This window comes from Variovorax durovernensis (genome assembly GCF_977011995.1).
The window spans coordinates 3,173,674-3,194,320 of the sequence record NZ_CDRNCW010000001.1; the positions used below are offsets into that span (position 1 = coordinate 3,173,674).

Below are 20,647 nucleotides of genomic sequence, written 5' to 3' on the forward strand. Positions count from 1 at the left end.
AAAAACGTCATGTCCTTCGACAAAGTTTCCCCCGGCAAAAACGTCCCCGATGCCTTCAACGTCGTGATCGAAATCCCGATGAACGCCGACCCGATCAAGTACGAAGTCGACAAGGAATCGGGCGCGATCTTCGTCGACCGCTTCATGACGACGGCCATGTACTACCCCGCCAACTACGGCTACGTGCCGCAGACCCTGTCGGGCGACGGCGACCCGGTCGACGTGCTGGTCATCGCCCCGTACCCGCTGCTGCCGGGCGTGGTCGTGCCGTGCCGCCCGCTGGGCATCCTGATGATGGAAGACGAAGCCGGCGTCGACGGCAAGGTGCTGGCCGTGCCCACTGACAAGGTGCTGCCGATCTACAGCCACTGGAAGTCGGTCGACGACGTGAACCCGATGCGCCTGAAGGCCATCAGCCACTTCTTCGAGCACTACAAGGACCTGGAAGCCGGCAAGTGGGTCAAGGTGCTGGGCTGGGAGGGCATCGACTCCGCCAAGAAGGAAATCCTGGACGGCATCGCCAACTACAAGAAGTAAGTTCTGCTGCCGAAAGGCAGCGTCCCGGGGGCGCCATGCCCCCGGTTCTGCGGCTTCAGGCCCGGACCGCGTCCGAGGCCAGCCGCATCCACTCGCGATTGACCGATCGCGCGTGCGAGTTCCAGTGGCGTGCCGCCTGCTGGAGCTCTTCCCAGTGGCGTTGCGCGCTGCTGGCATCCCCTTGCTGTGACAGCCACGCGATATAGCGGGCCCGGGCCTCGACCGTGTTGTATTGGCTCAGCGCGCTTTCGAAGGCTTCGCGAGCTTCCGCTTGGCGTCCGTCGGCGGCAAGGGCGCGGGCCGCAAGCACGGCGACTTCGTCCTTGCGGTAGTCGTCGCGCGTGGAGCGCAGGGCCTGGATTGCCTGCAGGGCATCTTTTCCCGAAGTGGGGCCGCCCGCGGCGAGCAGGGCGCTGGCAAGGCCGAACTGCAATTCTGGATCGGAGGCCAGCGGCCCCTTCAGCGCGTCGCGGTAGTGGCCGACGGCATCCGCAGCCTGGCCTTTGTCGAGCGCGGCCTTGGCGAGGCGCAGCTTGTTCTGGGCCGTGGGCGCGAGGTCGTAGGCCTCGGTGGCCGCGCGGTATTCGCGCTCGGGGTCGATGAAGCCGATGGCCGCGTTCGCCACCTTGCCGGCGGTGCGCTGCATGCGCGAGGCGGGCAGGTACTCGACCACGAAGTACACGATGCTGCCGAGCAGCGGAAAGCTGAAAAGAATGAGGAGCCAGTACATCTGCTTGCCGTGGCGCATCGCGTGCACGGCGAAGAACAGCGCAATGAGGACGTGCAGCCCCAGTCCGACGAATGGCATCGAGTTCTCTCTCTGTGTTGTTGTGGGAATCGGGCGCTTTTATAGCAGCCCGACATGGCACGAGCCGCAGCGGTCAGGCGGCCTTGAACGGACTGCGCTCGCCCAGGTGGTCCATGTAGTTCTCGATGCCCGCGCCCTCGCGCTCCAGGAAACGCTCGACCGCGTCGGCAAATGACGGATGCGCAAGCCAATGAGCGCTGGTCGTCTTCACCGGCATCAGGGCGCGGGCCATCTTGTGCTCGCCCTGTGCGCCGCCCTCGAAGCGTTTCGCGCCGTGCTCGATGCACCAGGCCAGCGGCTGGTAGTAGCAGGCCTCGAAGTGCAGGCAGTCGACGCGCTCCAGCGCGCCCCAGTAGCGGCCATAGGCGACCAAAGGCTGGTCCGGCTGGGTGGAGAGGGCGATCAGGCTGGAGGCCATGGGCTTGCCGTTGCGCTCGGCGATGAACAGCAGCCAGGCCTCGGGCATCGTGTCGGCCATGCGCCGGAAGAAGTCGCGCGTGAGGTAGGGCGGGTTGCCGTGCTCTCGATAGGTGCGCTCGTAGCAGCGGTAGAAGAAGTCCCAGTCGGCCTTGGAAATGTCGGCGCCGCGGGACCAGCGGAAGCTCACGCCGGCTTCGGCCACCTTGCGGCGCTCCTGGCGGATCTTCTTGCGCTTGTCGTGGGAGAGGCTGGCGAGAAAGCTGTCGAAGTCTGCGTACTGCGCGTTGGTCCAGTGGAATTGCACCGTGTTGCGCAGCATCAAGCCGCTCTCAGTGCATGCGGCGATGTCTTCGTCGGCACCGAACAGCAGGTGCAGCGACGAAAGTTCTTCCTGCTTGCACAGGGCCACCAGGCCCTGCACCAGCAAGGTGCGGCTTTGCGCATCGCGGGCCAGCAGGCGCGTGCCGGGCACGGGCGTGAAGGGCACCGCGACCACGGCCTTCGGGTAGTAGGCGAGCCCATGCTGCTCGTAGGCATTGGCCCAGGCCCAGTCGAAGACGTACTCGCCGTAGGAATGGTCCTTGATGTAGAGCGGGCATGCGGCCTGCAACTGCTTGCCGCGCCACAGCGTGACGAACTGCGGCATCCAGCCGCTCGCAGGCGTGGCGCTGCCGCTTTCATGCAGAGCCGAGAGGTATTCGTGGCGCATGAAAGGCGAAGGCTCTGCCTCTGCGGCGAGCAACGCGTTCCATGCCTGCGGGCTCACGTCCGACGGCGACGACAGAACCCGAATGACATAATCGTTCAAGCCTTTTTCTTCCTTCTGTAATGACGCTCAAGCTCGCCATCGCGCAACTCAATTTTGTGGTGGGCGACCTCGCCGGCAACGCGAAAAAGATCGTCGATGCCGCGCGCGAGGCCTATTCGCAAGGCACGCGCCTGCTGCTGACGCCCGAACTCTCAATCGCCGGTTATGCGGCAGAAGACCTGTTCCTGCGGCCCGCCTTCACTCAAGCCTGCGATGATGCCGTGAAAGGCATTGCCGCCGCTCTGGCCGACCTCAAAGACATGGTCGTGGTGGTGGGGCATCCGACCGGCGGCAGCCTGCGCAGCCGCTCGGTGGCGGTGCAGCTTCGCCACAACGCGGCCAGCGTCATCAAGGAAGGCCGCATCCTCGAGACATACGCCAAGCGCGAACTGCCCAACTACCAGGTGTTCGACGAGCGCCGCTACTTCACGCCGGGGCAGGATACCTGCGTGTTCGAGGCGGGCGGCGTCTCGGTCGGCCTGCTGATCTGCGAGGACGCCTGGTTCGACCAGCCGGCCGAACTCGCCCGCGAAAGTGGCGCCGAGGTGCTGGCGGTGATCAACGCCTCGCCGTACCACGTTGGCAAGGAAGGCGAGCGCGTGGCACGCATGGCCGACCGGGCGCGTGCCGTGGGGCTGCCGCTGGTCTATGCGCACCTGGTGGGCGGGCAGGACGAAGTGGTGTTCGACGGGGCTTCCTTCGCGCTGCAGGCCGACGGTACCGCCGCGATGCAGGCCGAGAGCTTTCGGGAAAAGCTGGTCTTCGCCCAGCTCGAACGTTCGCCGCAGGGTGGCGTCGGCTTCGTTGCCGAGCCGGGGGCCATTGCCGCGCCGCGCGACGCCGAGGCGCAACTCTGGGACGCACTGGTGCTCGGCGTGCGCGACTACGTCGGCAAGAACGGCTTTCCGGGCGCCATCCTGGGGCTTTCGGGCGGCATCGACTCCGCCCTGGTGCTCGCCGTCGCGGTCGACGCACTGGGCAAGGACAAGGTGCGCGCGGTCATGATGCCTTCGCCTTACACCGCCGACATCAGCTGGATCGACGCGCGCGACATGGCCGGCCGGCTGGGCGTGCGCTACGACGAAATCTCGATCAGGCACACCTTCGAGTCCTTCAAGGACGCCCTGGCCGAGGAGTTCAAGGGCAAGCCCGAGGACACGGCTGAAGAGAACATCCAGGCTCGCATCCGCGGCACGCTGCTGATGGGGCTGTCGAACAAGTTCGGCTCCATCGTGCTCAACACCGGGAACAAGAGCGAAATGGCCACCGGCTATTGCACGCTCTATGGCGACATGGCGGGCGGTTTCGCGGTCATCAAGGACCTGCTGAAGACCACGGTGTTCGCGCTGGCGCGCTGGCGCAATGCCCACGACCCCTACGGCACCGGCGCCGAGCCCATTCCCGAGCGGATCATCACGCGCCCCCCCAGCGCCGAACTGCGGCCCGACCAGACCGATCAGGACAGCCTCCCGCCCTACGACATCCTCGACGGCATCCTGGCACGCTACATGCAGGACGACGAAGGCATCGACGAGATCATCGCTGCCGGCTACGAGCGCGCGGTGGTCGAGCGGGTTGCGCGGCTCATCAGGATCAACGAGTACAAGCGGCGCCAGGCGCCGGTAGGCATTCGGGTCACCCATCGAAGCTTCGGCAAGGATTGGCGTTACCCTATCACCAGCAAATTCAACGAAACCGCCGGAGCACGAAAACCATGAAGCAGATCACCGCCATCGTCAAACCCTTCAAGCTCGAGGACGTGCGCGAGGCCTTGGCCGAGGTGGGCGTTACCGGCCTGACAGTCACCGAGGTCAAGGGCTTTGGCCGCCAGAAGGGGCACACCGAGCTGTACCGCGGCGCCGAGTACGTGGTCGACTTCCTGCCCAAGATGAAGGTCGAAGTGGTCGTCAACGAGGCCGATGTGGAGCGCTGCATCGAGGCCATCGTCAATTCCGCGCGCACCGGGAAGATCGGCGACGGCAAGATTTTCGTCACCGAGGTGGAGCGCATCGTGCGCATCCGTACGGGCGAAGAGAACGAAAACGCGGTCTGAAGCAAAAAAGCCTCCGGTAGCGGAGGCTTTTTTCAGATGGACGGGCGTCAGAGGTTTTCCGACAACCTGTCTTCCCGCGGGTGGAGTGGAATTTCGGCGCGCAACGCGGCCAGAAGCTCGGGCACCTCGGTGCCGGTGCGGATCAGCTCCATTTGCCACTCGCCCATGAAGCCTTCGCGCACGCTGTGGGCCAGGAAGGCCAGCAGGCCGTCGTAGTAGCCGGCGGTGTTCAGGATGCCGGTCGGCTTGTCGTGGTAGCCAAGCTGGCGCCAGGTCCAGATCTCGAACAGTTCCTCGAAGGTGCCGATACCGCCCGGGAGAGCGACGAAGGCGTCGGCGCGTTCGCCCATCATGGCCTTGCGTTCGTGCATGGTGTCGACCACGTGCAGTTCATCGCACAGCGAGTTCGCCAGTTCCTTGTCGACCAGCGCCTTGGGGATGATGCCGACCACGCGGCCGCCGGCCAGTCGGGTGGCCTCGGCCACCGTGCCCATCAGCCCGGTGCGACCGCCGCCGTAGACCAATTGGCCGCCGTGCTTGCCGATCCACTGGCCGACCGCTTGCGCGGCCTGGGAAAACTCGGGGCGCTCGCCGGGACGCGAGCCGCAATACACACAGATCGAAAATTCAGGATTCATCCTGCCATCATGCCGCAGCCGGCATGCCTTCTCATGACAGGAAGCGTTGCCACAGCGCGGCGGCCCAGATGCCGCCGCAGAGCGTGAGCGACAGCAGCACGGCGGCGCTACCCATGTCCTTGGCGCGCTTGGACAGGTCGTGCCATTCAGGGCCGATGCGGTCGATTGCGGCTTCGACGGCGGTGTTGAGCAGTTCAACGATCATCACCAGGAGAGCGCTGCCCGCGAGCAGGGCCACCTCGACCCAGCTGCTTCCTAGCCAGAAAGCCGCCGGGATCATGACGATCGACAGGATGGCTTCCTGGCGGAAGGCGGGCTCGCTCCAGCCGGCGCGCAGGCCGTGCAGCGAGATGAGCGTGGCATGCCATACGCGCTCGAAGCCCTTGCGGGCCTTCTGCGGATTGACGGCGGGATCGGGAAGATTGGGCAAGGCACTCATCGGCGACTCATCGGCTTGGAGGTGATGAGCCGCGTACCGGCCCAGGCGTCGTGCCAGAACTGGCGGTCGGGGTGAAAACGTGCAAGCAGGGCCCAGACGGCGACCCAGCCGCAGATCAGGAGGGTCGATTCGCCGCCCGAGAGCTTGAAAGGGGCCAGGGCGGCCAGCGGCGGCAGGAACCAGATCCAGCTCAGCAGGTAACGTGCAAGCGCTCGCCGCTGGCTGATGGGCCGGCCTTGCAGATCGACGATGCGGATGTTCCAGGTTTTCATGGCGAGCGTCTGGCCCTTGGTCCAGAACCAGACGAAGTACACGCCAAAAACGACGAAGAGGAAAGCCTGGAACAGGTGGCGCCGCGAATCCATGGCGTCGCGCATCTGCCCCAGCGTGCTGAAGAGCCAGCCCGAGACGAACACCACCGCGAACAGCAGCATACCTTCATAAAGCCAGCAGGCCATCCGGCGCCACAGGCCAGGCACTGTAGAGACGGGAGCGCTGCTTGCTGGTGAGACGGGCGAGGCCGGGTGATCGGATCCCGAGACTTCGGGAGTACTGGAAACCATCGAGGCCCTTGTGGTCAGGGAGAGGTGGTGGCCGGTTCGGCCGTGGCTGACGAGGGGGGCGGCACCTGTGCTTCAGCCGGTACTGGCGGCGCCGAGATGCTGGCGGGCGGCGGCGCTGCGGGGGTGACCACGACGGCCGGCGTTGTCGACGGCGAGCGTTCCGGTGGGGTGGCGACCAGGAGTGTGGCGGGGGGCGACGGCGGGGCGGGCGGCGGCGTCAGCAGGATCCTCGGCGTGTGCTGCACGCCGGGCGTGACCGCAGGTACGGGCACGAGCTTCTGTGAGGAAACCGGCCGCACGGGGATGGCGGCACCGCGCGGCTTGGTAGGAGCGCGCTCGGCCAGCTTTCGCTTTTCTTCCTCGCTCAGGGCCTGGTACTGCTCCCATTTGGCCTTGCGCTCGTCAGCCGGAATGCGCTTGACCTCAGCGAAGTTCAGGCGTGCCTGGGTACGCTGCTGGTTGCTCAGTGCTGCCCACTCGATCATGCGGCTGTGCAGGGTCTTCCTGTCCTCTGCCGACATTTCCGCGTAATTGCGCGACAGCGCCAGCCATTTGCGCTTTTGCCCGGCGTTCAGGGTGTTCCAGTGGGGGGCGAGCGGTGTGAGGGCCTGTTGTTGCCCCGGGGTGAGTTCGCTCCAGAGCGGCTTGGTCGTCGACACGGCCTTGGGGCTGCTGACGCCTGCGATGTTTGCGGCGGTCTCTGCACGGGGCTGTGCGCCGGCAGTCGTCAGGCCAAAGGCCGCAACCGCAAGCGCACTCGCCCAAACGACTGCGCCCGCCTGAAGCGGGCGCAGCGGGCGGGAGGAGTTCGCGCTAGGAGAGGGGCGGCGTCGCATTCGGTCAGTGAAAAGTTCAGTCGGAGGCGCCGTCGGCCTTCAGGAATTGAGCAAAACCGGGGTCGGTATAGGCGGCGGGCGGCAGATCGCCGGTGAGCAGTGCGGAATCGACTTCGGCGAGTTCGCTGGCGCGGTCGTCGTCCTGCATCACGCTGATGGTGATGAGGCCAGCCACGAGTGCAATGAGCGGCACCACCGAGCCGATGCGGGTCCACCAGCTGCCACCCAGTATTGCCGTGTGGCCCGACTGCACCACCACGGGCGCCGCCCGCAGTTGCGGGGGCAGCTTGCGCGCAGCCACGGCCTGCGCACGAGCCACGCGGAGCCGTTCGCCGATGTCGTGCGACAGTTCCTTGTTGCCGGCCGAGAGGCGTGCAGCAAGGCGCTGTCCGAACTCGTCTTCGGCGGTGAATGAGGAGGGTGAAACCTTAGTATTCATAGCGATATTCCCTTGGCCTTGAGCGCTTTGCTCAGAGCGTGAACGGCTCGCGAGCAATGGGTTTTGACGCTGCCTTCGGAACAGCCCATCGCTGCGGCCGTCTCCGCGACGTCCATTTCCTCCCAGTAACGCATCAGGAAAGCCTCGCGTTGACGGCCCGGCAATGCTGCGATCTGTTCCTCGATCTCGTGAAAGACCTGGGCGCGGCGGGTGGTGTCTTCGGCGCTCTCCGATTCCCTAGAGTCGGTCGGCGAGACGAAGTTCTCCAGCAGGTCGAAATCGCCGTCGTCGTCGACCGAGTCGAAGTCGCTGAGATTCGAGAAAAGGGCGCGACGGGTCTTCTGGCGCCGGAACCAGTCGAGCGTGCAGTTCGACAGGATGCGCTGGAACAGCATCGGCAGTTCGTCGGCCGGCTTGTCGCCGTAGTGCTGCGCCAGCTTCATCATGCTGTCCTGCACGATATCGAGCGCCGCTTCTTCATCCCGCACGTGATAGACCGAGCGCTTGAAAGCGCGTCGTTCGACGCTTTTCAGGAAGTCGGAGAGTTCTAGTTCAGTGGCCAAGCGAGAGGGGGCGCAGGTCGCGCCGCGTGGGAAGAGGGGTCTAGCGATCGCGTATGTTTACCGCCGCGGATTATGCCTTTGTCGCTTTACACAAGTGCTGAAGCGAATCTGAACGCCCGGAAATGTCATAATCCGTCTTGCAAGTCAAAAGGCAAACGGGTCACGGTCCGGCGGAACATCAGTCCGCTCATGGCTTTGGCCTCAAGTCCTGGCGCGGCCTCACAAGGGTTGGCAAGGGGCACCCAAGGTATTTCGTTCCCGAAATAAACAAAGGTTGATCATGGAAATCTCCAAGGCGGAAATCCTCTCCGCTGCCGCCGCGTCCTCGAACGCCGGCAACGCCACGCAAGAACTCATGGGCGCTGAAGTGCTGGTCAAGGCACTGCAGGCCGAAGGCGTGCAATACGTCTGGGGTTACCCGGGTGGCGCCGTTCTCTACATCTACGACGCGTTCTACAAGCAGGACACCATCCAGCATGTGCTGGTGCGTCACGAGCAGGCAGCCGTGCACGCGGCTGACGGCTATGCGCGCGCGACCGGCGAAGTCGGCGTGGCGCTGGTCACTTCCGGCCCGGGCCTGACCAACGCCGTCACTGGCATTGCCACGGCGTACATGGACTCGATCCCGATGGTGATCATTTCGGGTCAGGTGCCGACGGCCGCCATCGGCCTCGACGCCTTCCAGGAATGCGACACGGTCGGCATCACCCGCCCCATCGTCAAGCACAACTTCCTCGTCAAGGATCCCAAGGATCTGGCCATGACGATGAAGAAGGCCTTCCACATCGCACGCAGCGGCCGTCCGGGTCCGGTGGTGGTGGACGTGCCGAAGGACGTTTCCTTCAAGAAGGTTCCCTACGCAGGCTATCCCGACAAGGTCGAGATGCGCTCGTACAACCCGGTGCGCAAGGGCCACGGCGGCCAGATCCGCAAGGCGCTGCAGCTGCTGCTGGCCGCCAAGCGCCCCTACATCTACACCGGCGGCGGCGTGCTGCTGGGCAACGCCACCAACGAACTGCGCACGCTGGTCGACATGCTTGGCTATCCGGTCACGAACACGCTGATGGGCCTGGGCGCCTATCCGGCCAGCGACCGCAAGTTCCTCGGCATGCTGGGCATGCACGGCACCATCGAAGCCAACAATGCGATGCAGAACTGCGACGTGCTGCTGGCGGTGGGCGCGCGCTTCGACGACCGCGTCATCGGCAATCCCAAGCACTTCGCGCAGAACGAACGCAAGATCATCCACATCGACATCGACCCGTCGAGCATCTCCAAGCGCGTGAAGGTCGACATCCCGATCGTCGGCGACGTGAAGGACGTGCTCACCGAGCTGATCTCGATGATCCGCGAGAGCACCGCCAAGCCCGACGCCGGCGCGCTGGCCGACTGGTGGAAGACCATCGAGGCCTGGCGCTCGCGCGACTGCCTCAAGTACGACCGCGGCAACAAGGACGTGATCAAGCCGCAGTACGTGGTAGAGACCCTCTGGAACATGACCAAGGACGCCGACGCGTACATCACGTCGGACGTGGGCCAGCACCAGATGTGGGCCGCCCAGTACTACCGCTTCGACGAGCCGCGCCGCTGGATCAACTCCGGCGGCCTGGGCACCATGGGCGTTGGCATTCCCTATGCCATGGGCATCAAGCTCGCGAAGCCCGATTCGGAAGTGTTCACCATCACCGGCGAAGGCTCGGTGCAGATGTGCATCCAGGAACTCTCCACCTGCCTGCAATACAACACGCCGATCAAGATCTGCTCGCTCAACAACCGCTACCTGGGCATGGTGCGCCAGTGGCAGGAGATCGAATACTCCGGCCGCTACAGCCACAGCTACATGGATGCACTGCCGAACTTCGTGAAGCTCGCCGAGGCCTATGGCCACGTCGGCATGCTGATCGAGCGTCCACAAGACGTGGAGCCCGCGCTGCGCGAAGCACGCAAGCTCAAGGACCGCACGGTGTTCATGGACTTCCGCACCGACCCCACCGAAAACGTGTTCCCGATGGTGAAGGCCGGCATGGGCATCACCGAAATGCTGTTGGGTTCCGAAGATCTCTGATCCGCGGAACATTCGCTCAACTCTTTACTGACGAATCTATTGCCCGCCGAGCCCGCGCATTACCGTGCGCGGGGGAGGGCGGCGAAAAGAGGAGTCATGCAAACATGAAACACATCATTGCAGTGCTGCTGGAAAACGAGCCGGGTGCTCTTTCCCGCGTGGTGGGCCTTTTCTCGGCCCGTGGCTACAACATCGAATCGCTGACAGTCGCGCCGACCGAGGACTCGAGCCTCTCGCGCATGACCATCGTCACGACCGGCTCCGACGACGTGATCGAGCAGATCACCAAGCACCTGAACCGCCTGATCGAAGTAGTGAAGGTCGTCGACCTGACCGAAGGCGCCTACACCGAGCGCGAGCTCATGATGGTGAAGGTGCGCGCGGTCGGCAAGGAGCGCGAGGAAATGATGCGCATGGCGGAAATTTTCCGTGGCCGCATCATCGACGTGACCGACAAGAGCTACACCATCGAACTCACCGGCGACCACGGCAAGAACGACGCTTTCCTCGAAGCGATCGAGCGTAGCGCTATCCTCGAAACTGTCCGCACCGGTGCCAGCGGCATCGGGCGCGGTGAGCGCATCCTGCGCGTGTAGGGGGTGCAGATCCCCTCAGTTTCACCGTTTCATCGACACATGAGGAGAACGTGATGCAAGACTTGCTGGGATTCGACAAGATGGTGACGCCCATCATCATCCGGATACTGTATTTCCTTGGATTGCTGGCTGTGCTCGCAATGACCGCCACGGCGCTGTTCCAGGGACGCATCCTGGTCGCCATCGGGGTCCTGGTTTTCGGCGCGATCATCGTTCGCGTCTACAGCGAATTGCTGATCCTGCTGTTCCGCATTCACGACAACCTCGTGTCCATCAATCAGCAAATGAAGGCCCGGAATACTTCCGGCCCACTGTGAGTGAATGCATCCCCGCTGTTGGGAATGCTCGAGATTAAATAGGAAAGACGCATATGAAGGTTTATTACGACAAGGACGCGGATCTCAGCCTCATCAAGGGCAAGACGGTCGCCATCATCGGTTACGGCTCGCAAGGCCATGCGCACGCGCAGAACCTGAACGACAGCGGCGTCAAGGTCGTGGTCGGCCTGCGCAAGGGCGGCGCCTCGTGGCCCAAGGTCGAAAAGGCCGGCCTGAAGGTCGCTGAAGTCGCCGACGCCGTGAAGGCCGCCGACGTCGTCATGATCCTGCTGCCCGACGAGCAGATCGCGAACGTCTACAAGAATGACGTGGCTCCGAACATCAAGGAAGGCGCTTCGCTGGTCTTCGCGCACGGCTTCAACGTTCACTACGGCTTCGTGCAGCCGCGCGCCGACCTCGACGTGTGGATGGTCGCTCCCAAGGCCCCTGGCCACACCGTGCGCAGCACGTACACCCAAGGCGGCGGCGTGCCCCACCTCGTGGCCGTGCACCAGGACAAGACCGGCAAGGCGCGTGACCTCGCGCTGAGCTACGCCACCGCCAACGGCGGCGGCAAGGCCGGCATCATCGAGACCAACTTCCGCGAAGAGACCGAGACCGACCTGTTCGGCGAACAAGCGGTTCTGTGCGGCGGTACTGTCGAACTGATCAAGGCCGGTTTCGAAACGCTGGTGGAAGCCGGCTACGCGCCCGAAATGGCGTACTTCGAATGCCTGCACGAACTGAAGCTGATCGTCGACCTGATCTATGAAGGCGGCATCGCCAACATGAACTACTCGATCTCGAATAACGCCGAATACGGCGAGTACGTCACCGGCCCGCGCGTCGTGACCGAAGAGACCAAGAAGGTCATGAAGCAAGTGCTGAAGGACATCCAGACCGGCGAATACGCCAAGAGCTTCGTGCTGGAAAACGCTGCCGGCGCTCCCACGCTGATCAGCCGTCGCCGCCTGAACGCAGAGCACCAGATCGAAGTCGTCGGCGAAAAGCTGCGCGCGATGATGCCCTGGATCAAGAAGAACAAGCTGGTCGACCAGACCCGCAACTGATCTTCCAGTTGAAGGGCGCTTCGGCGCCTTTTCCCGAGGGCCACCCGTCGCGGTGGCCCTTTTGTTTGAAGGGGGTCGAAGATGTCCCCTGAACTACACTGCGAGCCATGCGATTCACAGATCAAGATGCTATCGATTGGATAGCTGTACGTGGCGTGCCCATGAGGGACGGAGGCAATTTCAATGCATGACGATACGGTTCCCGACGACGTGCAACCGCGCAAACGCCGCAAGGGCATTTACATCCTGCCGAACCTGTTCACGCTGGCGGCGTTGTTCGGCGGCTTCTATTCGGTCGTCATGGCCATGAACGCGCGCTTCGATCTTGCGGCGCTCGGCGTGTTCGCCGCGATGGTGCTCGACAGCCTCGACGGTCGCGTGGCCCGCATGACCAACACGCAGAGCGCATTCGGCGAGCAGATGGATTCGCTGTCCGACATGGTGTCGTTCGGTGCCGCGCCCGCGCTCATCGCTTATGAATGGTCGCTCAAGGGGTTGGGGCGCTGGGGCTGGATCGCCGCCTTCGTGTATTGCGCCTGCGCGGCGCTGCGGCTGGCGCGCTTCAACGTGAACACCGGCGTGGTCGACAAGCGCTGGTTCCAGGGGCTGCCGTCGCCGGCGGCGGCGGCACTGGTGGCCGGCTTCATCTGGCTGGTGAACGAATGGGGCAAGCGCGGCGGCGACGTGCTGTACCTTTCATGGACGCAGATCACCTGGGTCACTTTCGCGTTCACGCTGTATGCGGGTCTGACAATGGTCACGAACGCGCCGTTCTATAGCTTCAAGGACATCCAGATGAAGAAGAGCGTGCCCTTCGTGGTGATCGTGCTCATCGCGCTGGGCATTGCGGTCATCAACATCAATCCGCCGACCGTGCTCTTCGGCCTGTTCGTTGCCTACGGCCTGAGCGGCTACGTGGTCTACGCCTGGCGCAAGGCCAAGGGCCAGCCGGCAAGCGTGATCAGCACCTCTACCGAAGAGCCCGACGAGCGCGGACTGCATAACTGAGGCTCGGGCAGGCCTTTCCAGGCCCGCTCAGGCTGTGCTACATTCGTAACCCTCATGACCAAGATTTCGCTGCTGGCCCTACTAGCCCTCCCTCACGGGCGGAGACGGTAGCGCACGCGCAAATCCCTCACCACGGCCCGTTCGCACCAGCAACGGGCCGTTTGTTTTTTGGGGTTGCTGGTCGATTACCAACCATCACAGAGAAATCGACATGCTCAAGCAACCTCAAAGCAAATATCGCGCATTCGCCCCGATCGGCCTCAAGGACCGTACCTGGCCCGATGCCGTGCTGACCAAGGCGCCCATCTGGCTGTCGACCGACCTGCGTGATGGCAACCAGGCGCTGGTCGAGCCCATGGACATCGCGCGCAAGATGCGCATGTTCGAAACCCTCGTGGCCATCGGCTTCAAGGAAATCGAAGTCGGTTTCCCCTCGGCATCGCAGATCGAATTCGACTTCGTGCGCAAGCTCATCGAGGAAGACCGCATTCCCGAAGACGTGACCATCCAGGTGCTGACGCAGGCACGCGACCACCTCATTGCACGTACCTTCGAGTCGCTGCAAGGCGCGCCGCGCGCCATCGTTCACCTCTACAACGCCGTGGCGCCGGTGATGCGCCGCGTGGTGCTCGGCATGAACGAAGACCAGATCGTCGAGCTCGCGACCACACACGCGCGCATGTTCAACGAGTTCGCGGCGAAGCAGAAGAACACTCAGTGGACCTTCCAGTATTCGCCCGAAATGTTCTCGGGCACCGACGTGGCGTTTTCCAAGCGCGTGGTCGATGCGGTAACGGAAGTATGGGCACCGACGCCGCAGCGCAAGTGCATCGTCAACCTGCCGACCACGGTCGAGCATTCCACGCCGAACATCTTCGCGGACATGATCGAGTGGATGCACCGCAACCTCGCGCGCCGCGATTCGATCGTGCTGTGCGTGCATCCGCACAACGACCGTGGCACCGGTACCGCGGCCGGCGAACTGGCCCTGATGGCCGGCGCCGAGCGGATCGAAGGCTGTCTCTTCGGCAATGGCGAGCGCACCGGCAACCTCGACCTCGTGAACGTCGCGCTCAACCTCTACACCCAAGGCGTTTCTCCGGAACTCGATTTCTCGAACATCGACGAGATCCGCGCCACGGTGGAGCACTGCAACCAGATCCCCGTGCACCCGCGCCACCCTTACGTCGGCGACCTGGTCTACACCTCGTTCTCCGGCTCGCATCAGGACGCGATCAAGAAGGCCTTCGCGGCGCGCAAGGAAGGCGACATCTGGGACATGCCTTACCTCCCCATCGATCCGAAGGACGTGGGCCGCAGCTACGAAGCCGTGATCCGCGTGAACAGCCAGTCCGGCAAGGGCGGCATGGCCTATCTGCTCGAGAGCGAATACGGCATCGAAATGCCGCGCCGCCTGCAGATGGAGTTCATGCAGGTCGTGCAGCGCGTGATGGACGTGGCCGGCAAGGAGCTCACCGCCGCCGACCTCTGGGACCTGTTCGTGCGCGAATACGGTATCGAGACGGCGCAATCGCTGCAGCATCGTGTGATCGAGGAAGAAGGCGAGGGCGCCAGCGCTTCCGTGGTTTTGCGCGGCGATCTGCCGTGGGACGGCGAAGTGCATGCCGTCGAGGGCCGCGGCAACGGCCCGATCGACGCCTTCACGCAGGCACTGAGCAAGGCCACCGGCCACACGGTGCGCGTGATGGACTACCACCAGCATGCGATCGGCGCCGGCGCCGATGCGAAGTCGGTGGCCTACCTGGAACTGCGCGTGGATGAAAGCCAGACGCTGTTCGGCGTGGGCATCGACGCGAACGTGATCTCCGCGTCGCTGAAAGCGATTGTTTCGGGTGTCCAGCGTTCGCGGGCCCGGGGCGCGCACAGCGCACAATCGGTGGTTGAAATCGCCTGACGTCGCCGCGCGGATCCGCGCAGTGCTCGGCAGGTGGTCGCGAACCAAGGAGAACCACGATGACCGAGCAACTCATAATTTTCGACACCACCTTGCGCGACGGCGAGCAATCGCCGGGCGCCTCGATGACGCGCGACGAGAAGATGCGCATCGCCAAGCTGCTGGAGCGGCTGAAGGTCGACGTCATCGAGGCCGGCTTTCCCGCCAGTTCGAACGGCGATTTCGAGGCCGTGAAGGCGATTGCCAACACGATCAAGGACTCGACGGTGTGCGGCCTGTCGCGCGCCAACGACCGCGACATCGCACGCGCCGCCGAGGCCCTGAAGGGCGCAGCCCGCGGGCGCATTCATACCTTCATCGCGACCTCGCCGCTTCACATGGAAAAGAAGCTGCGCATGTCGCCCGACGAGGTGCACGAGCAGGCCAGGCTGGCGGTGCGCTTCGCACGCAACCAGATCGGCGACGTCGAATTCAGCCCTGAAGACGGCTACCGCAGCGACCCGGACTTCCTGTGCCGCGTGCTCGAGACCGTCATCAACGAAGGCGCCACCACCATCAACGTGCCCGACACCGTCGGCTACGCTATTCCCGAGCTCTACGGCAACTTCATCAAGATGCTGCGCGAGCGCGTGCCCAACAGCGACAAGGCCATCTGGTCGGTGCATTGCCACAACGACCTCGGCATGGCCGTGGCCAACTCGCTGGCCGGCGTGAAGATCGGCGGTGCGCGCCAGGTGGAGTGCACGATCAACGGGCTGGGCGAGCGCGCTGGCAACTGCTCGCTCGAGGAAGTGGTCATGGCGGTCAAGACCCGCAAGGACTATTTCGGCCTCGACCTGCGCATCGATACCCAGCACATAGTGGCCGCGAGCCGCATGGTGAGCCAGACCACCGGCTTCGTGGTACAGCCCAACAAGGCGGTGGTGGGCGCCAATGCCTTCGCGCATGCTTCGGGCATTCACCAGGACGGCGTGCTCAAGGCCCGCGACACCTACGAAATCATGCGTGCCGAAGACGTCGGCTGGACGGCCAACAAGATCGTGCTGGGCAAGCTCAGCGGCCGCAATGCCTTCAAACAGCGCCTGCAGGAGCTGGGCGTGGCCATGGAGAGCGAAGGCGAGATCAACGCCGCCTTCCTGCGCTTCAAGGAACTGGCCGATCGCAAATCCGAAATTTTCGACGAAGACATCCTCGCGCTCGTCAGCGCGGAGGAGGTCTCGAACGTTGGTGAGCGGTTTGCTTTCGTTTCTCTCTCCCAGCACAGCGAAACCGGCGAACGCCCCCAGGCCAAGGTCGTTTTCACCGTTCAGGGCAAGGAAGTGACCGGCGAATCCGACGGGAATGGCCCGGTTGATGCTTCTCTGAAGGCGATCGAGTCCCACGTCAAGAGTGGCGCCGAGATGGTTCTTTACTCTGTAAACGCCATCAGTGGCTCGACGGAAAGCCAGGGAGAAGTTACAGTCCGGTTACAAAACGCAGGGCGGGTGGTGAACGGTGTGGGTGCAGACCCGGACATCGTGGTCGCTTCGGCAAAGGCTTATTTGAGTGCGCTCAACAAGTTACAGAGCCAAGCTGAGAGAGTTGCGGCACAAGGTTAGGTTTTCAGGCGATCCTTGGTATTCGATTGAAGAAGAGGATGCAAGTAACTGATATTGCGTGTCTTTTTTGATTTCGATACACTGCGGTCCTCGTTTGTCGCCGCTGGAGATTTATTAATGCCTGAAGCCCGTCTCCGCCGAGTTTCCAGCCAGCGGTTTCTACCCGCATTCAAATTCATCGCCGTCGCGTTTTGCGCCACGGCGTTTTTGCTGCCTGGCGCCCAGGCCGCGAAAAAAGAAAAGCCCGTTGCCGCCAGGACAGCCGCCGCCAAGAAGGGCGTGGTGCCGGTCGAGGTCAAGCGCACCGCGTCGTCCAAGACGGCTCGCGGCGCCGCCGTCGCCAGTCGCGGCGGCCGGGCCGAGAAGAACGAAAAAGTAGAAAAGGTCGTTCGTGGTGGCCGCAATGTGGTTGCTACCCTTCACAAGAAGAACGGCAAGACCGTGGTGGCCGTCCAGCGCCGCTCGGTGGTTCGTGTCGAACAGCCTGCGCGCCAGTCTTTCGGTCAGATGGCAGGCCTGCACGGCACCGAAGATTCGCTCGATCTGAAGTCGAGCGTCGCGCTCGTGATCGACCAGGACACCCACGAAGTGCTGTTCAGCAAGAACGACCACGCCGTGCTGCCGATCGCATCGCTCACCAAGCTGATGACCGGCCTGCTCATCAGCGAGGCGCACCTGCCGAATGAAGAGCTCATCACCATCACCCAGGACGATGTCGACACCGAAAAGCGCAGCAGCTCGCGCCTGACTGTCGGCACGACGCTGTCGCGCGGCGAACTGCTGCACCTGGCGCTGATGTCGAGCGAGAACCGTGCGGCGCACGCGCTGGGCCGTACCTATCCGGGCGGTCTGTCGACCTTCGTGAGCATCATGAACGCCAAGGCCAAGATGCTCGGCATGAAGGACACGCGCTACGTGGAGCCCACGGGCCTGTCGAGCCGCAACCAGTCCAGCGCGCAAGACCTGGCGCTGCTCGTCAATGCAGCCTATTCCGATGCCACGGTGCGTTCGCTGTCGACTTCGCCCGAATACCAGGTCGAGGTGGGCAACCGCGTGCTGCAGTTCAACACCACCAACCGTCTCGTGAAGAGCCCCGATTGGGAAATCGGCGTGCAGAAGACAGGCTATATCTCCGAAGCCGGCCAGTGCCTCGTGATGCAGGCCAAGGTGGCCGGGCGCAAGCTGATCATGGTGTTCCTGGATTCGGCCGGCAAGTTCAGCCGTATCGCCGACGCAGAGCGCGTTCGCCGCTGGGTCGAGGCCACGCACTCGATCTCCGGCACGCCGGCCGCGTCTTCGCGCAACGTGGGCTATCAGGTCGCTGGCTGATCTCTCTCGCTAGCCACTCCAATGAAAACAGGCCCCAAAAGGGGCCTGTTTGCTTTTGGGCCTTGGCCCTGCCAGGTCAGGCGCCGACCGAGGGGCCGCCGTTTGCCGGAGTTGCCGCGACCCCATCCTTGAACCCCAGTGCCCCCGAGATCTCGTTGGCCGTTGCCTGCAGCTTGGGCAGCCAGCCTTCGTCCAGCCGATCGGCCGGGGCCGAGATTGACAGGCCCGCCACCAGCTTGCCCTGGTCGTCGTAGATGCCGGCAGCCATGCAGCGCACGCCCAATTCCAGTTCTTCGTTGTCGCGTGCGATGCCGTACTGGCGTGCCTTCGACAGCTCGCGCTCGAGCGCGGGCAACTGGGTGATGCTGTTGCGTGTATGGCCGGCCAGCCCGGTGCGGGTGGCGTAGCTGCGCACCCGCTGCGGATCGTCGGCCGCCAGGAACAGCTTGCCGGTGGAGGTGAGGTGCAGGGCGGCGCGGCCGCCGATGGCGCGCACCACCTGCATGCCCGAGCGTTCGCTGTACGAGCGCTCGATGTACACGATCTCGTCGCCCTGGCGCATGCTCAGGTTGACCGGCTGCTGCGTGAGCTTGTGCAGCTCGCGCATCGGCCCCAGCGCTGCGTCGCGCACGTTGAGCCGGCCCTTGACCAGGTTGCCCAGCTCCAGCAGGCGCATGCCGAGCCGGTAGCTGCCGGCCTCGGGCCGGTCGACGAAGCGGCCGACGGCCAGGTCGTTGAGGATGCGGTGCGTGGTCGACGGGTGAAGACCGGTCTTTTCGCTGATCTCCTTCAGCGAAATCGCCTCTTCGCGGGATGCCAGGACATCGATCAGCGCGAACATGCGCTCGATCACCTGGATCACGGGAACGGCGGGAATGTCTGATTGGTTTTTTCTCATGGCGCTCTGCGGTGATGACCGGGCGCCATTTTACCTTGTGAAATCGCCGGGCGCTTGCCAGCGGCCATCCACCAGCACTTCGTGCGGGGAAAAGCGCGCCTTGTAGTTCATTTTCGGGCTGTGCTCGATCCAGTAGCCCAGGTACACGTGCGGCAGGCCCAGCTTGCGGGCCTGCTCGATCTGCCAGAGCACGCTGTAGGTGCCGTAGCCGGCGCTGGTGTCGGGCTCGTAGAAGGTGTAGACGGCCGAGATGCCGTCATTCAGCACGTCGAGGATCGACACCATCTTGAGAGCGCCGGCGCTGCCGTCGGGCAGCGTTTCGCGAAATTCCACCAGCCGCGAGTTGACCCTGCTCTGCAGCAGGAACTGGGTGTACTGGTCGATGCTGTCGTGGTCCATGCCGCCGCCGGCATGGCGGCCGTTCTGGTAGCGAAGGTAGAGCTGGTAGTGCTCGGGTACGAAACAGAGCTTCAGTACGCGCGCCTGCAGGTCGGCATGCTGTTTCACCGCGCGCCGCTGGCTGCGCGTGGGATGGAAGCTGTTAGCCAGCACCCGCAGCGGAATGCACGCGCGGCAACCGTCGCAGTAGGGACGGTAGGTGAACATGCCGCTGCGCCGGAAGCCGCTGAGCACCAAGTCGGAGTAGGCGTCGTTGTGGATCAGGTGGCTGGGCGTGGCCACCTGCGAGCGGGCCTGGCGATCCGGCAGGTAACTGCAGGGATAGGGCGCCGTCGCGTAGAACTGCAGGGTGTGAAGCGGAAGGTCCTTGAGGTGCGTCACGTCGTCACATCGGGAGAATGAGGTCGCGCGGAAAGGAGTTCGGTCCAGTATACGGGCTCGAAACGCCACTGCGGCCCCTCTTCCTGCCGGGCCTGGGCCACGTGCGCGACAAAGCGCCTGCGCGGCATTTCGCGGGCGCCGAGGCTCGCGAGGTGGGCCGTGTTCTGCTGGCAGTCGATCATGCGCACGCCGGAACGCCTGCAAAGCGACACCAGCGCCGCCAGCGCGATCTTCGATGCGTCGGGCCGGCGGGTGAACATCGACTCGCCGAACACCGCGCGGCCCAGCGCCACGCAATAGAGGCCGCCCGCCAGCTTGCCGTCGATCCAGGTCTCGACACTGTGGGCGTGGCCGGCGCGGTGCAAATCCGTATAGGCCCTCACCATGTCCGGAACGATCCACGTGCCAGACTGGCCCACCCTTGGCGAGCGCGAGCAGGCCTCGATGACGGCGCTGAAGTCATGGTCGATGCGCACCTCGCAGCCGGGCGTTTTCGCAAAGCGCGACATGGTCTTGCGCAGCGATCGGTGCAGCTTGAAGTCAGCTACCTGGAGCACCATGCGCGGGTCGGGGCTCCACCAGAGGATCGGCTGGTCTTCGCTGAACCACGGGAAGACGCAACTGCCGTAAGCCTGCATCAGAGTATCGACATCCAGCGCCCCGCCGGCCGCGAGGAGGCCGGGCACCGGGTCGGCGACGCCCCATGCCGATGCAGGATCGGGCAGCGCGTCTCCGGGTTCGAGCCAAGGCAGTTGTTGCATGTTCACAGGTATACACGGCTTATCGAAAACCAAATCCAGTTGAGGGAAAATTGCGTACGTCCCAGGTCTGCCCATCAGGCAGAGGCCCGGGACGTAGCGACCACTGGCACGACACACCCACAAGACCCGTCGAAGACCATATAGTGCACAGCTTGCATCCGCCACGGTACACCCAGGTACCAGCGGATCCGGCTGGCAACTGTTTT

The 20,647-nt window shown here is 63.9% G+C and carries 23 protein-coding genes; 11 read left to right on the forward strand and 12 right to left on the reverse strand.

The window, feature by feature from the left end; genetic code table 11:
• The first annotated feature begins 9 nt into the window (after positions 1–9).
• Positions 10–537, forward strand: coding sequence for an inorganic diphosphatase (gene ppa / locus ACWV14_RS15090; protein ID WP_081266300.1), 528 nt, complete (start codon positions 10–12; stop codon positions 535–537).
• 55 nt (positions 538–592) lie between these two features.
• Here ppa and ACWV14_RS15095 read toward each other — a convergent pair whose 3' ends face one another.
• Both ACWV14_RS15095 and ACWV14_RS15100 read right to left on the reverse strand, forming a co-directional pair.
• Positions 593–1,345, reverse strand: coding sequence for a hypothetical protein (locus tag ACWV14_RS15095; protein WP_454909316.1), 753 nt, complete (start codon positions 1,343–1,345; stop codon positions 593–595).
• 73 nt (positions 1,346–1,418) lie between these two features.
• Positions 1,419–2,573, reverse strand: coding sequence for a GNAT family N-acetyltransferase (locus tag ACWV14_RS15100; protein WP_454909317.1), 1,155 nt, complete (start codon positions 2,571–2,573; stop codon positions 1,419–1,421).
• A 20-nt stretch (positions 2,574–2,593) separates the two neighbouring features.
• Between ACWV14_RS15100 and ACWV14_RS15105 the strand changes: the two genes are divergently transcribed.
• Positions 2,594–4,291, forward strand: coding sequence for an NAD+ synthase (locus ACWV14_RS15105; RefSeq protein WP_454909318.1), 1,698 nt, complete (start codon positions 2,594–2,596; stop codon positions 4,289–4,291).
• The gene (locus ACWV14_RS15110) at positions 4,288–4,626 is read left to right on the forward strand and encodes a P-II family nitrogen regulator (protein ID WP_106934316.1); all 339 of its coding nucleotides are present in this window, start codon (positions 4,288–4,290) and stop codon (positions 4,624–4,626) included. Before ACWV14_RS15105 ends, ACWV14_RS15110 begins: the two co-directional genes overlap by 4 nt.
• Positions 4,627–4,673: 47 nt before the next feature.
• Here the strand turns inward: ACWV14_RS15110 and ACWV14_RS15115 are convergent, their stop codons facing one another.
• The 6 genes from ACWV14_RS15115 to ACWV14_RS15140 form a co-directional block, all read right to left on the reverse strand.
• Positions 4,674–5,264 carry an LOG family protein gene (locus ACWV14_RS15115; RefSeq protein WP_454909319.1) on the reverse strand — a complete coding sequence of 197 codons (591 nt, stop codon included), beginning with the start codon at positions 5,262–5,264 and terminating at the stop codon, positions 4,674–4,676.
• Between the two features lie 31 nt (positions 5,265–5,295).
• Positions 5,296–5,703, reverse strand: coding sequence for a diacylglycerol kinase (locus ACWV14_RS15120; protein WP_454909320.1), 408 nt, complete (start codon positions 5,701–5,703; stop codon positions 5,296–5,298).
• Positions 5,700–6,266 carry an RDD family protein gene (locus ACWV14_RS15125; RefSeq protein WP_454909321.1) on the reverse strand — a complete coding sequence of 189 codons (567 nt, stop codon included), beginning with the start codon at positions 6,264–6,266 and terminating at the stop codon, positions 5,700–5,702. The genes ACWV14_RS15120 and ACWV14_RS15125 overlap by 4 nt, the downstream gene beginning before the upstream one ends.
• 14 nt (positions 6,267–6,280) lie before the next feature.
• On the reverse strand, positions 6,281–6,925 hold the full coding sequence (locus ACWV14_RS15130; RefSeq protein ID WP_454909322.1) for a DUF3106 domain-containing protein: 645 nt from the start codon (positions 6,923–6,925) through the stop codon (positions 6,281–6,283).
• Positions 6,926–7,118: 193 nt separating this feature from the next.
• Complete coding sequence (locus tag ACWV14_RS15135) at positions 7,119–7,541, reverse strand: DUF3619 family protein (protein ID WP_454909323.1); 423 nt, start codon at positions 7,539–7,541, stop codon at positions 7,119–7,121.
• On the reverse strand, positions 7,538–8,104 hold the full coding sequence (locus ACWV14_RS15140) for an RNA polymerase sigma factor (RefSeq protein WP_081266308.1): 567 nt from the start codon (positions 8,102–8,104) through the stop codon (positions 7,538–7,540). Before ACWV14_RS15140 ends, ACWV14_RS15135 begins: the two co-directional genes overlap by 4 nt.
• Positions 8,105–8,384: 280 nt before the next feature.
• Here ACWV14_RS15140 and ACWV14_RS15145 point away from each other — a divergent pair, with 280 nt between their 5' ends.
• The 7 genes from ACWV14_RS15145 to ACWV14_RS15175 all read left to right on the forward strand — a co-directional run bounded on the left by ACWV14_RS15145 (position 8,385) and on the right by ACWV14_RS15175 (position 16,673).
• Positions 8,385–10,169 carry an acetolactate synthase 3 catalytic subunit gene (locus ACWV14_RS15145; RefSeq protein WP_422086465.1) on the forward strand — a complete coding sequence of 595 codons (1,785 nt, stop codon included), beginning with the start codon at positions 8,385–8,387 and terminating at the stop codon, positions 10,167–10,169.
• A 104-nt stretch (positions 10,170–10,273) separates the two neighbouring features.
• The gene (gene ilvN, locus ACWV14_RS15150; RefSeq protein WP_081266310.1) at positions 10,274–10,765 is read left to right on the forward strand and encodes an acetolactate synthase small subunit; all 492 of its coding nucleotides are present in this window, start codon (positions 10,274–10,276) and stop codon (positions 10,763–10,765) included.
• Positions 10,766–10,818: 53 nt separating this feature from the next.
• Positions 10,819–11,082, forward strand: coding sequence for a DUF4282 domain-containing protein (locus tag ACWV14_RS15155; protein WP_081266311.1), 264 nt, complete (start codon positions 10,819–10,821; stop codon positions 11,080–11,082).
• 53 nt (positions 11,083–11,135) lie between these two features.
• Positions 11,136–12,152, forward strand: a complete 1,017-nt coding sequence (gene ilvC / locus ACWV14_RS15160; RefSeq protein ID WP_081266312.1) for a ketol-acid reductoisomerase — start codon at positions 11,136–11,138, stop codon at positions 12,150–12,152.
• 183 nt (positions 12,153–12,335) lie between these two features.
• Entirely contained in the window at positions 12,336–13,160 is an 825-nt protein-coding gene (gene pssA / locus ACWV14_RS15165) for a CDP-diacylglycerol--serine O-phosphatidyltransferase (protein WP_081266313.1), read from the forward strand.
• 211 nt (positions 13,161–13,371) lie between these two features.
• On the forward strand, positions 13,372–15,075 hold the full coding sequence (gene leuA, locus ACWV14_RS15170) for a 2-isopropylmalate synthase (protein ID WP_454909324.1): 1,704 nt from the start codon (positions 13,372–13,374) through the stop codon (positions 15,073–15,075).
• Positions 15,076–15,134: 59 nt separating this feature from the next.
• Positions 15,135–16,673: a 2-isopropylmalate synthase gene (locus tag ACWV14_RS15175; protein ID WP_422086467.1), complete on the forward strand. Its 1,539-nt coding sequence runs from the start codon at positions 15,135–15,137 to the stop codon at positions 16,671–16,673.
• Here the strand turns inward: ACWV14_RS15175 and ACWV14_RS15180 are convergent.
• Positions 16,670–16,972 (reverse strand): hypothetical protein, encoded by a 303-nt coding sequence (locus tag ACWV14_RS15180; protein ID WP_428745011.1) that lies wholly within the window; start codon positions 16,970–16,972, stop codon positions 16,670–16,672. The two genes, ACWV14_RS15175 and ACWV14_RS15180, sit on opposite strands and share 4 nt — an antisense overlap.
• On the opposite strand from ACWV14_RS15180, the gene ACWV14_RS15185 reads away from it, so the two are divergent.
• On the forward strand, positions 16,956–18,002 hold the full coding sequence (locus ACWV14_RS15185) for a serine hydrolase (protein ID WP_422086468.1): 1,047 nt from the start codon (positions 16,956–16,958) through the stop codon (positions 18,000–18,002). The two genes, ACWV14_RS15180 and ACWV14_RS15185, sit on opposite strands and share 17 nt — an antisense overlap.
• A gap of 76 nt (positions 18,003–18,078) precedes the next feature.
• Here ACWV14_RS15185 and ACWV14_RS15190 read toward each other — a convergent pair whose 3' ends face one another.
• Genes ACWV14_RS15190 through aat form a run of 3 tightly spaced genes read right to left on the reverse strand, consistent with a single transcriptional unit; the run spans position 18,079 to position 20,441 of the window.
• Positions 18,079–18,900 carry an IclR family transcriptional regulator gene (locus ACWV14_RS15190; RefSeq protein ID WP_422086469.1) on the reverse strand — a complete coding sequence of 274 codons (822 nt, stop codon included), beginning with the start codon at positions 18,898–18,900 and terminating at the stop codon, positions 18,079–18,081.
• Positions 18,901–18,930: 30 nt separating this feature from the next.
• Complete coding sequence (locus tag ACWV14_RS15195) at positions 18,931–19,680, reverse strand: arginyltransferase (protein WP_237674505.1); 750 nt, start codon at positions 19,678–19,680, stop codon at positions 18,931–18,933.
• Complete coding sequence (gene aat, locus ACWV14_RS15200) at positions 19,677–20,441, reverse strand: leucyl/phenylalanyl-tRNA--protein transferase (protein WP_454909325.1); 765 nt, start codon at positions 20,439–20,441, stop codon at positions 19,677–19,679. Before aat ends, ACWV14_RS15195 begins: the two co-directional genes overlap by 4 nt.
• Positions 20,442–20,647 lie beyond the last annotated feature (206 nt).

Excerpts from the sequence above, each read along its gene's own strand:
- ACWV14_RS15105 (WP_454909318.1), top strand. The coding sequence starts at position 2,594 with ATGACGCTCAAGCTCGCCATCGCGCAACTCAATTTTGTGGTGGGCGAC.
- leuA (WP_454909324.1), top strand. The coding sequence starts at position 13,372 with ATGCTCAAGCAACCTCAAAGCAAATATCGCGCATTCGCCCCGATCGGC.
- ACWV14_RS15175 (WP_422086467.1), top strand. The coding sequence starts at position 15,135 with ATGACCGAGCAACTCATAATTTTCGACACCACCTTGCGCGACGGCGAG.
- ilvC (WP_081266312.1), top strand. The coding sequence starts at position 11,136 with ATGAAGGTTTATTACGACAAGGACGCGGATCTCAGCCTCATCAAGGGC.
- ppa (WP_081266300.1), top strand. The coding sequence starts at position 10 with ATGTCCTTCGACAAAGTTTCCCCCGGCAAAAACGTCCCCGATGCCTTC.
- ACWV14_RS15115 (WP_454909319.1), bottom strand. The coding sequence starts at position 5,264 with ATGAATCCTGAATTTTCGATCTGTGTGTATTGCGGCTCGCGTCCCGGC.
- ACWV14_RS15155 (WP_081266311.1), top strand. The coding sequence starts at position 10,819 with ATGCAAGACTTGCTGGGATTCGACAAGATGGTGACGCCCATCATCATC.
- ACWV14_RS15125 (WP_454909321.1), bottom strand. The coding sequence starts at position 6,266 with ATGGTTTCCAGTACTCCCGAAGTCTCGGGATCCGATCACCCGGCCTCG.
- aat (WP_454909325.1), bottom strand. The coding sequence starts at position 20,441 with ATGCAACAACTGCCTTGGCTCGAACCCGGAGACGCGCTGCCCGATCCT.
- ACWV14_RS15095 (WP_454909316.1), bottom strand. The coding sequence starts at position 1,345 with ATGCCATTCGTCGGACTGGGGCTGCACGTCCTCATTGCGCTGTTCTTC.
- ACWV14_RS15145 (WP_422086465.1), top strand. The coding sequence starts at position 8,385 with ATGGAAATCTCCAAGGCGGAAATCCTCTCCGCTGCCGCCGCGTCCTCG.
- pssA (WP_081266313.1), top strand. The coding sequence starts at position 12,336 with ATGCATGACGATACGGTTCCCGACGACGTGCAACCGCGCAAACGCCGC.
- ilvN (WP_081266310.1), top strand. The coding sequence starts at position 10,274 with ATGAAACACATCATTGCAGTGCTGCTGGAAAACGAGCCGGGTGCTCTT.
- ACWV14_RS15190 (WP_422086469.1), bottom strand. The coding sequence starts at position 18,900 with ATGAGAAAAAACCAATCAGACATTCCCGCCGTTCCCGTGATCCAGGTG.
- ACWV14_RS15120 (WP_454909320.1), bottom strand. The coding sequence starts at position 5,703 with ATGAGTGCCTTGCCCAATCTTCCCGATCCCGCCGTCAATCCGCAGAAG.
- ACWV14_RS15110 (WP_106934316.1), top strand. The coding sequence starts at position 4,288 with ATGAAGCAGATCACCGCCATCGTCAAACCCTTCAAGCTCGAGGACGTG.
- ACWV14_RS15135 (WP_454909323.1), bottom strand. The coding sequence starts at position 7,541 with ATGAATACTAAGGTTTCACCCTCCTCATTCACCGCCGAAGACGAGTTC.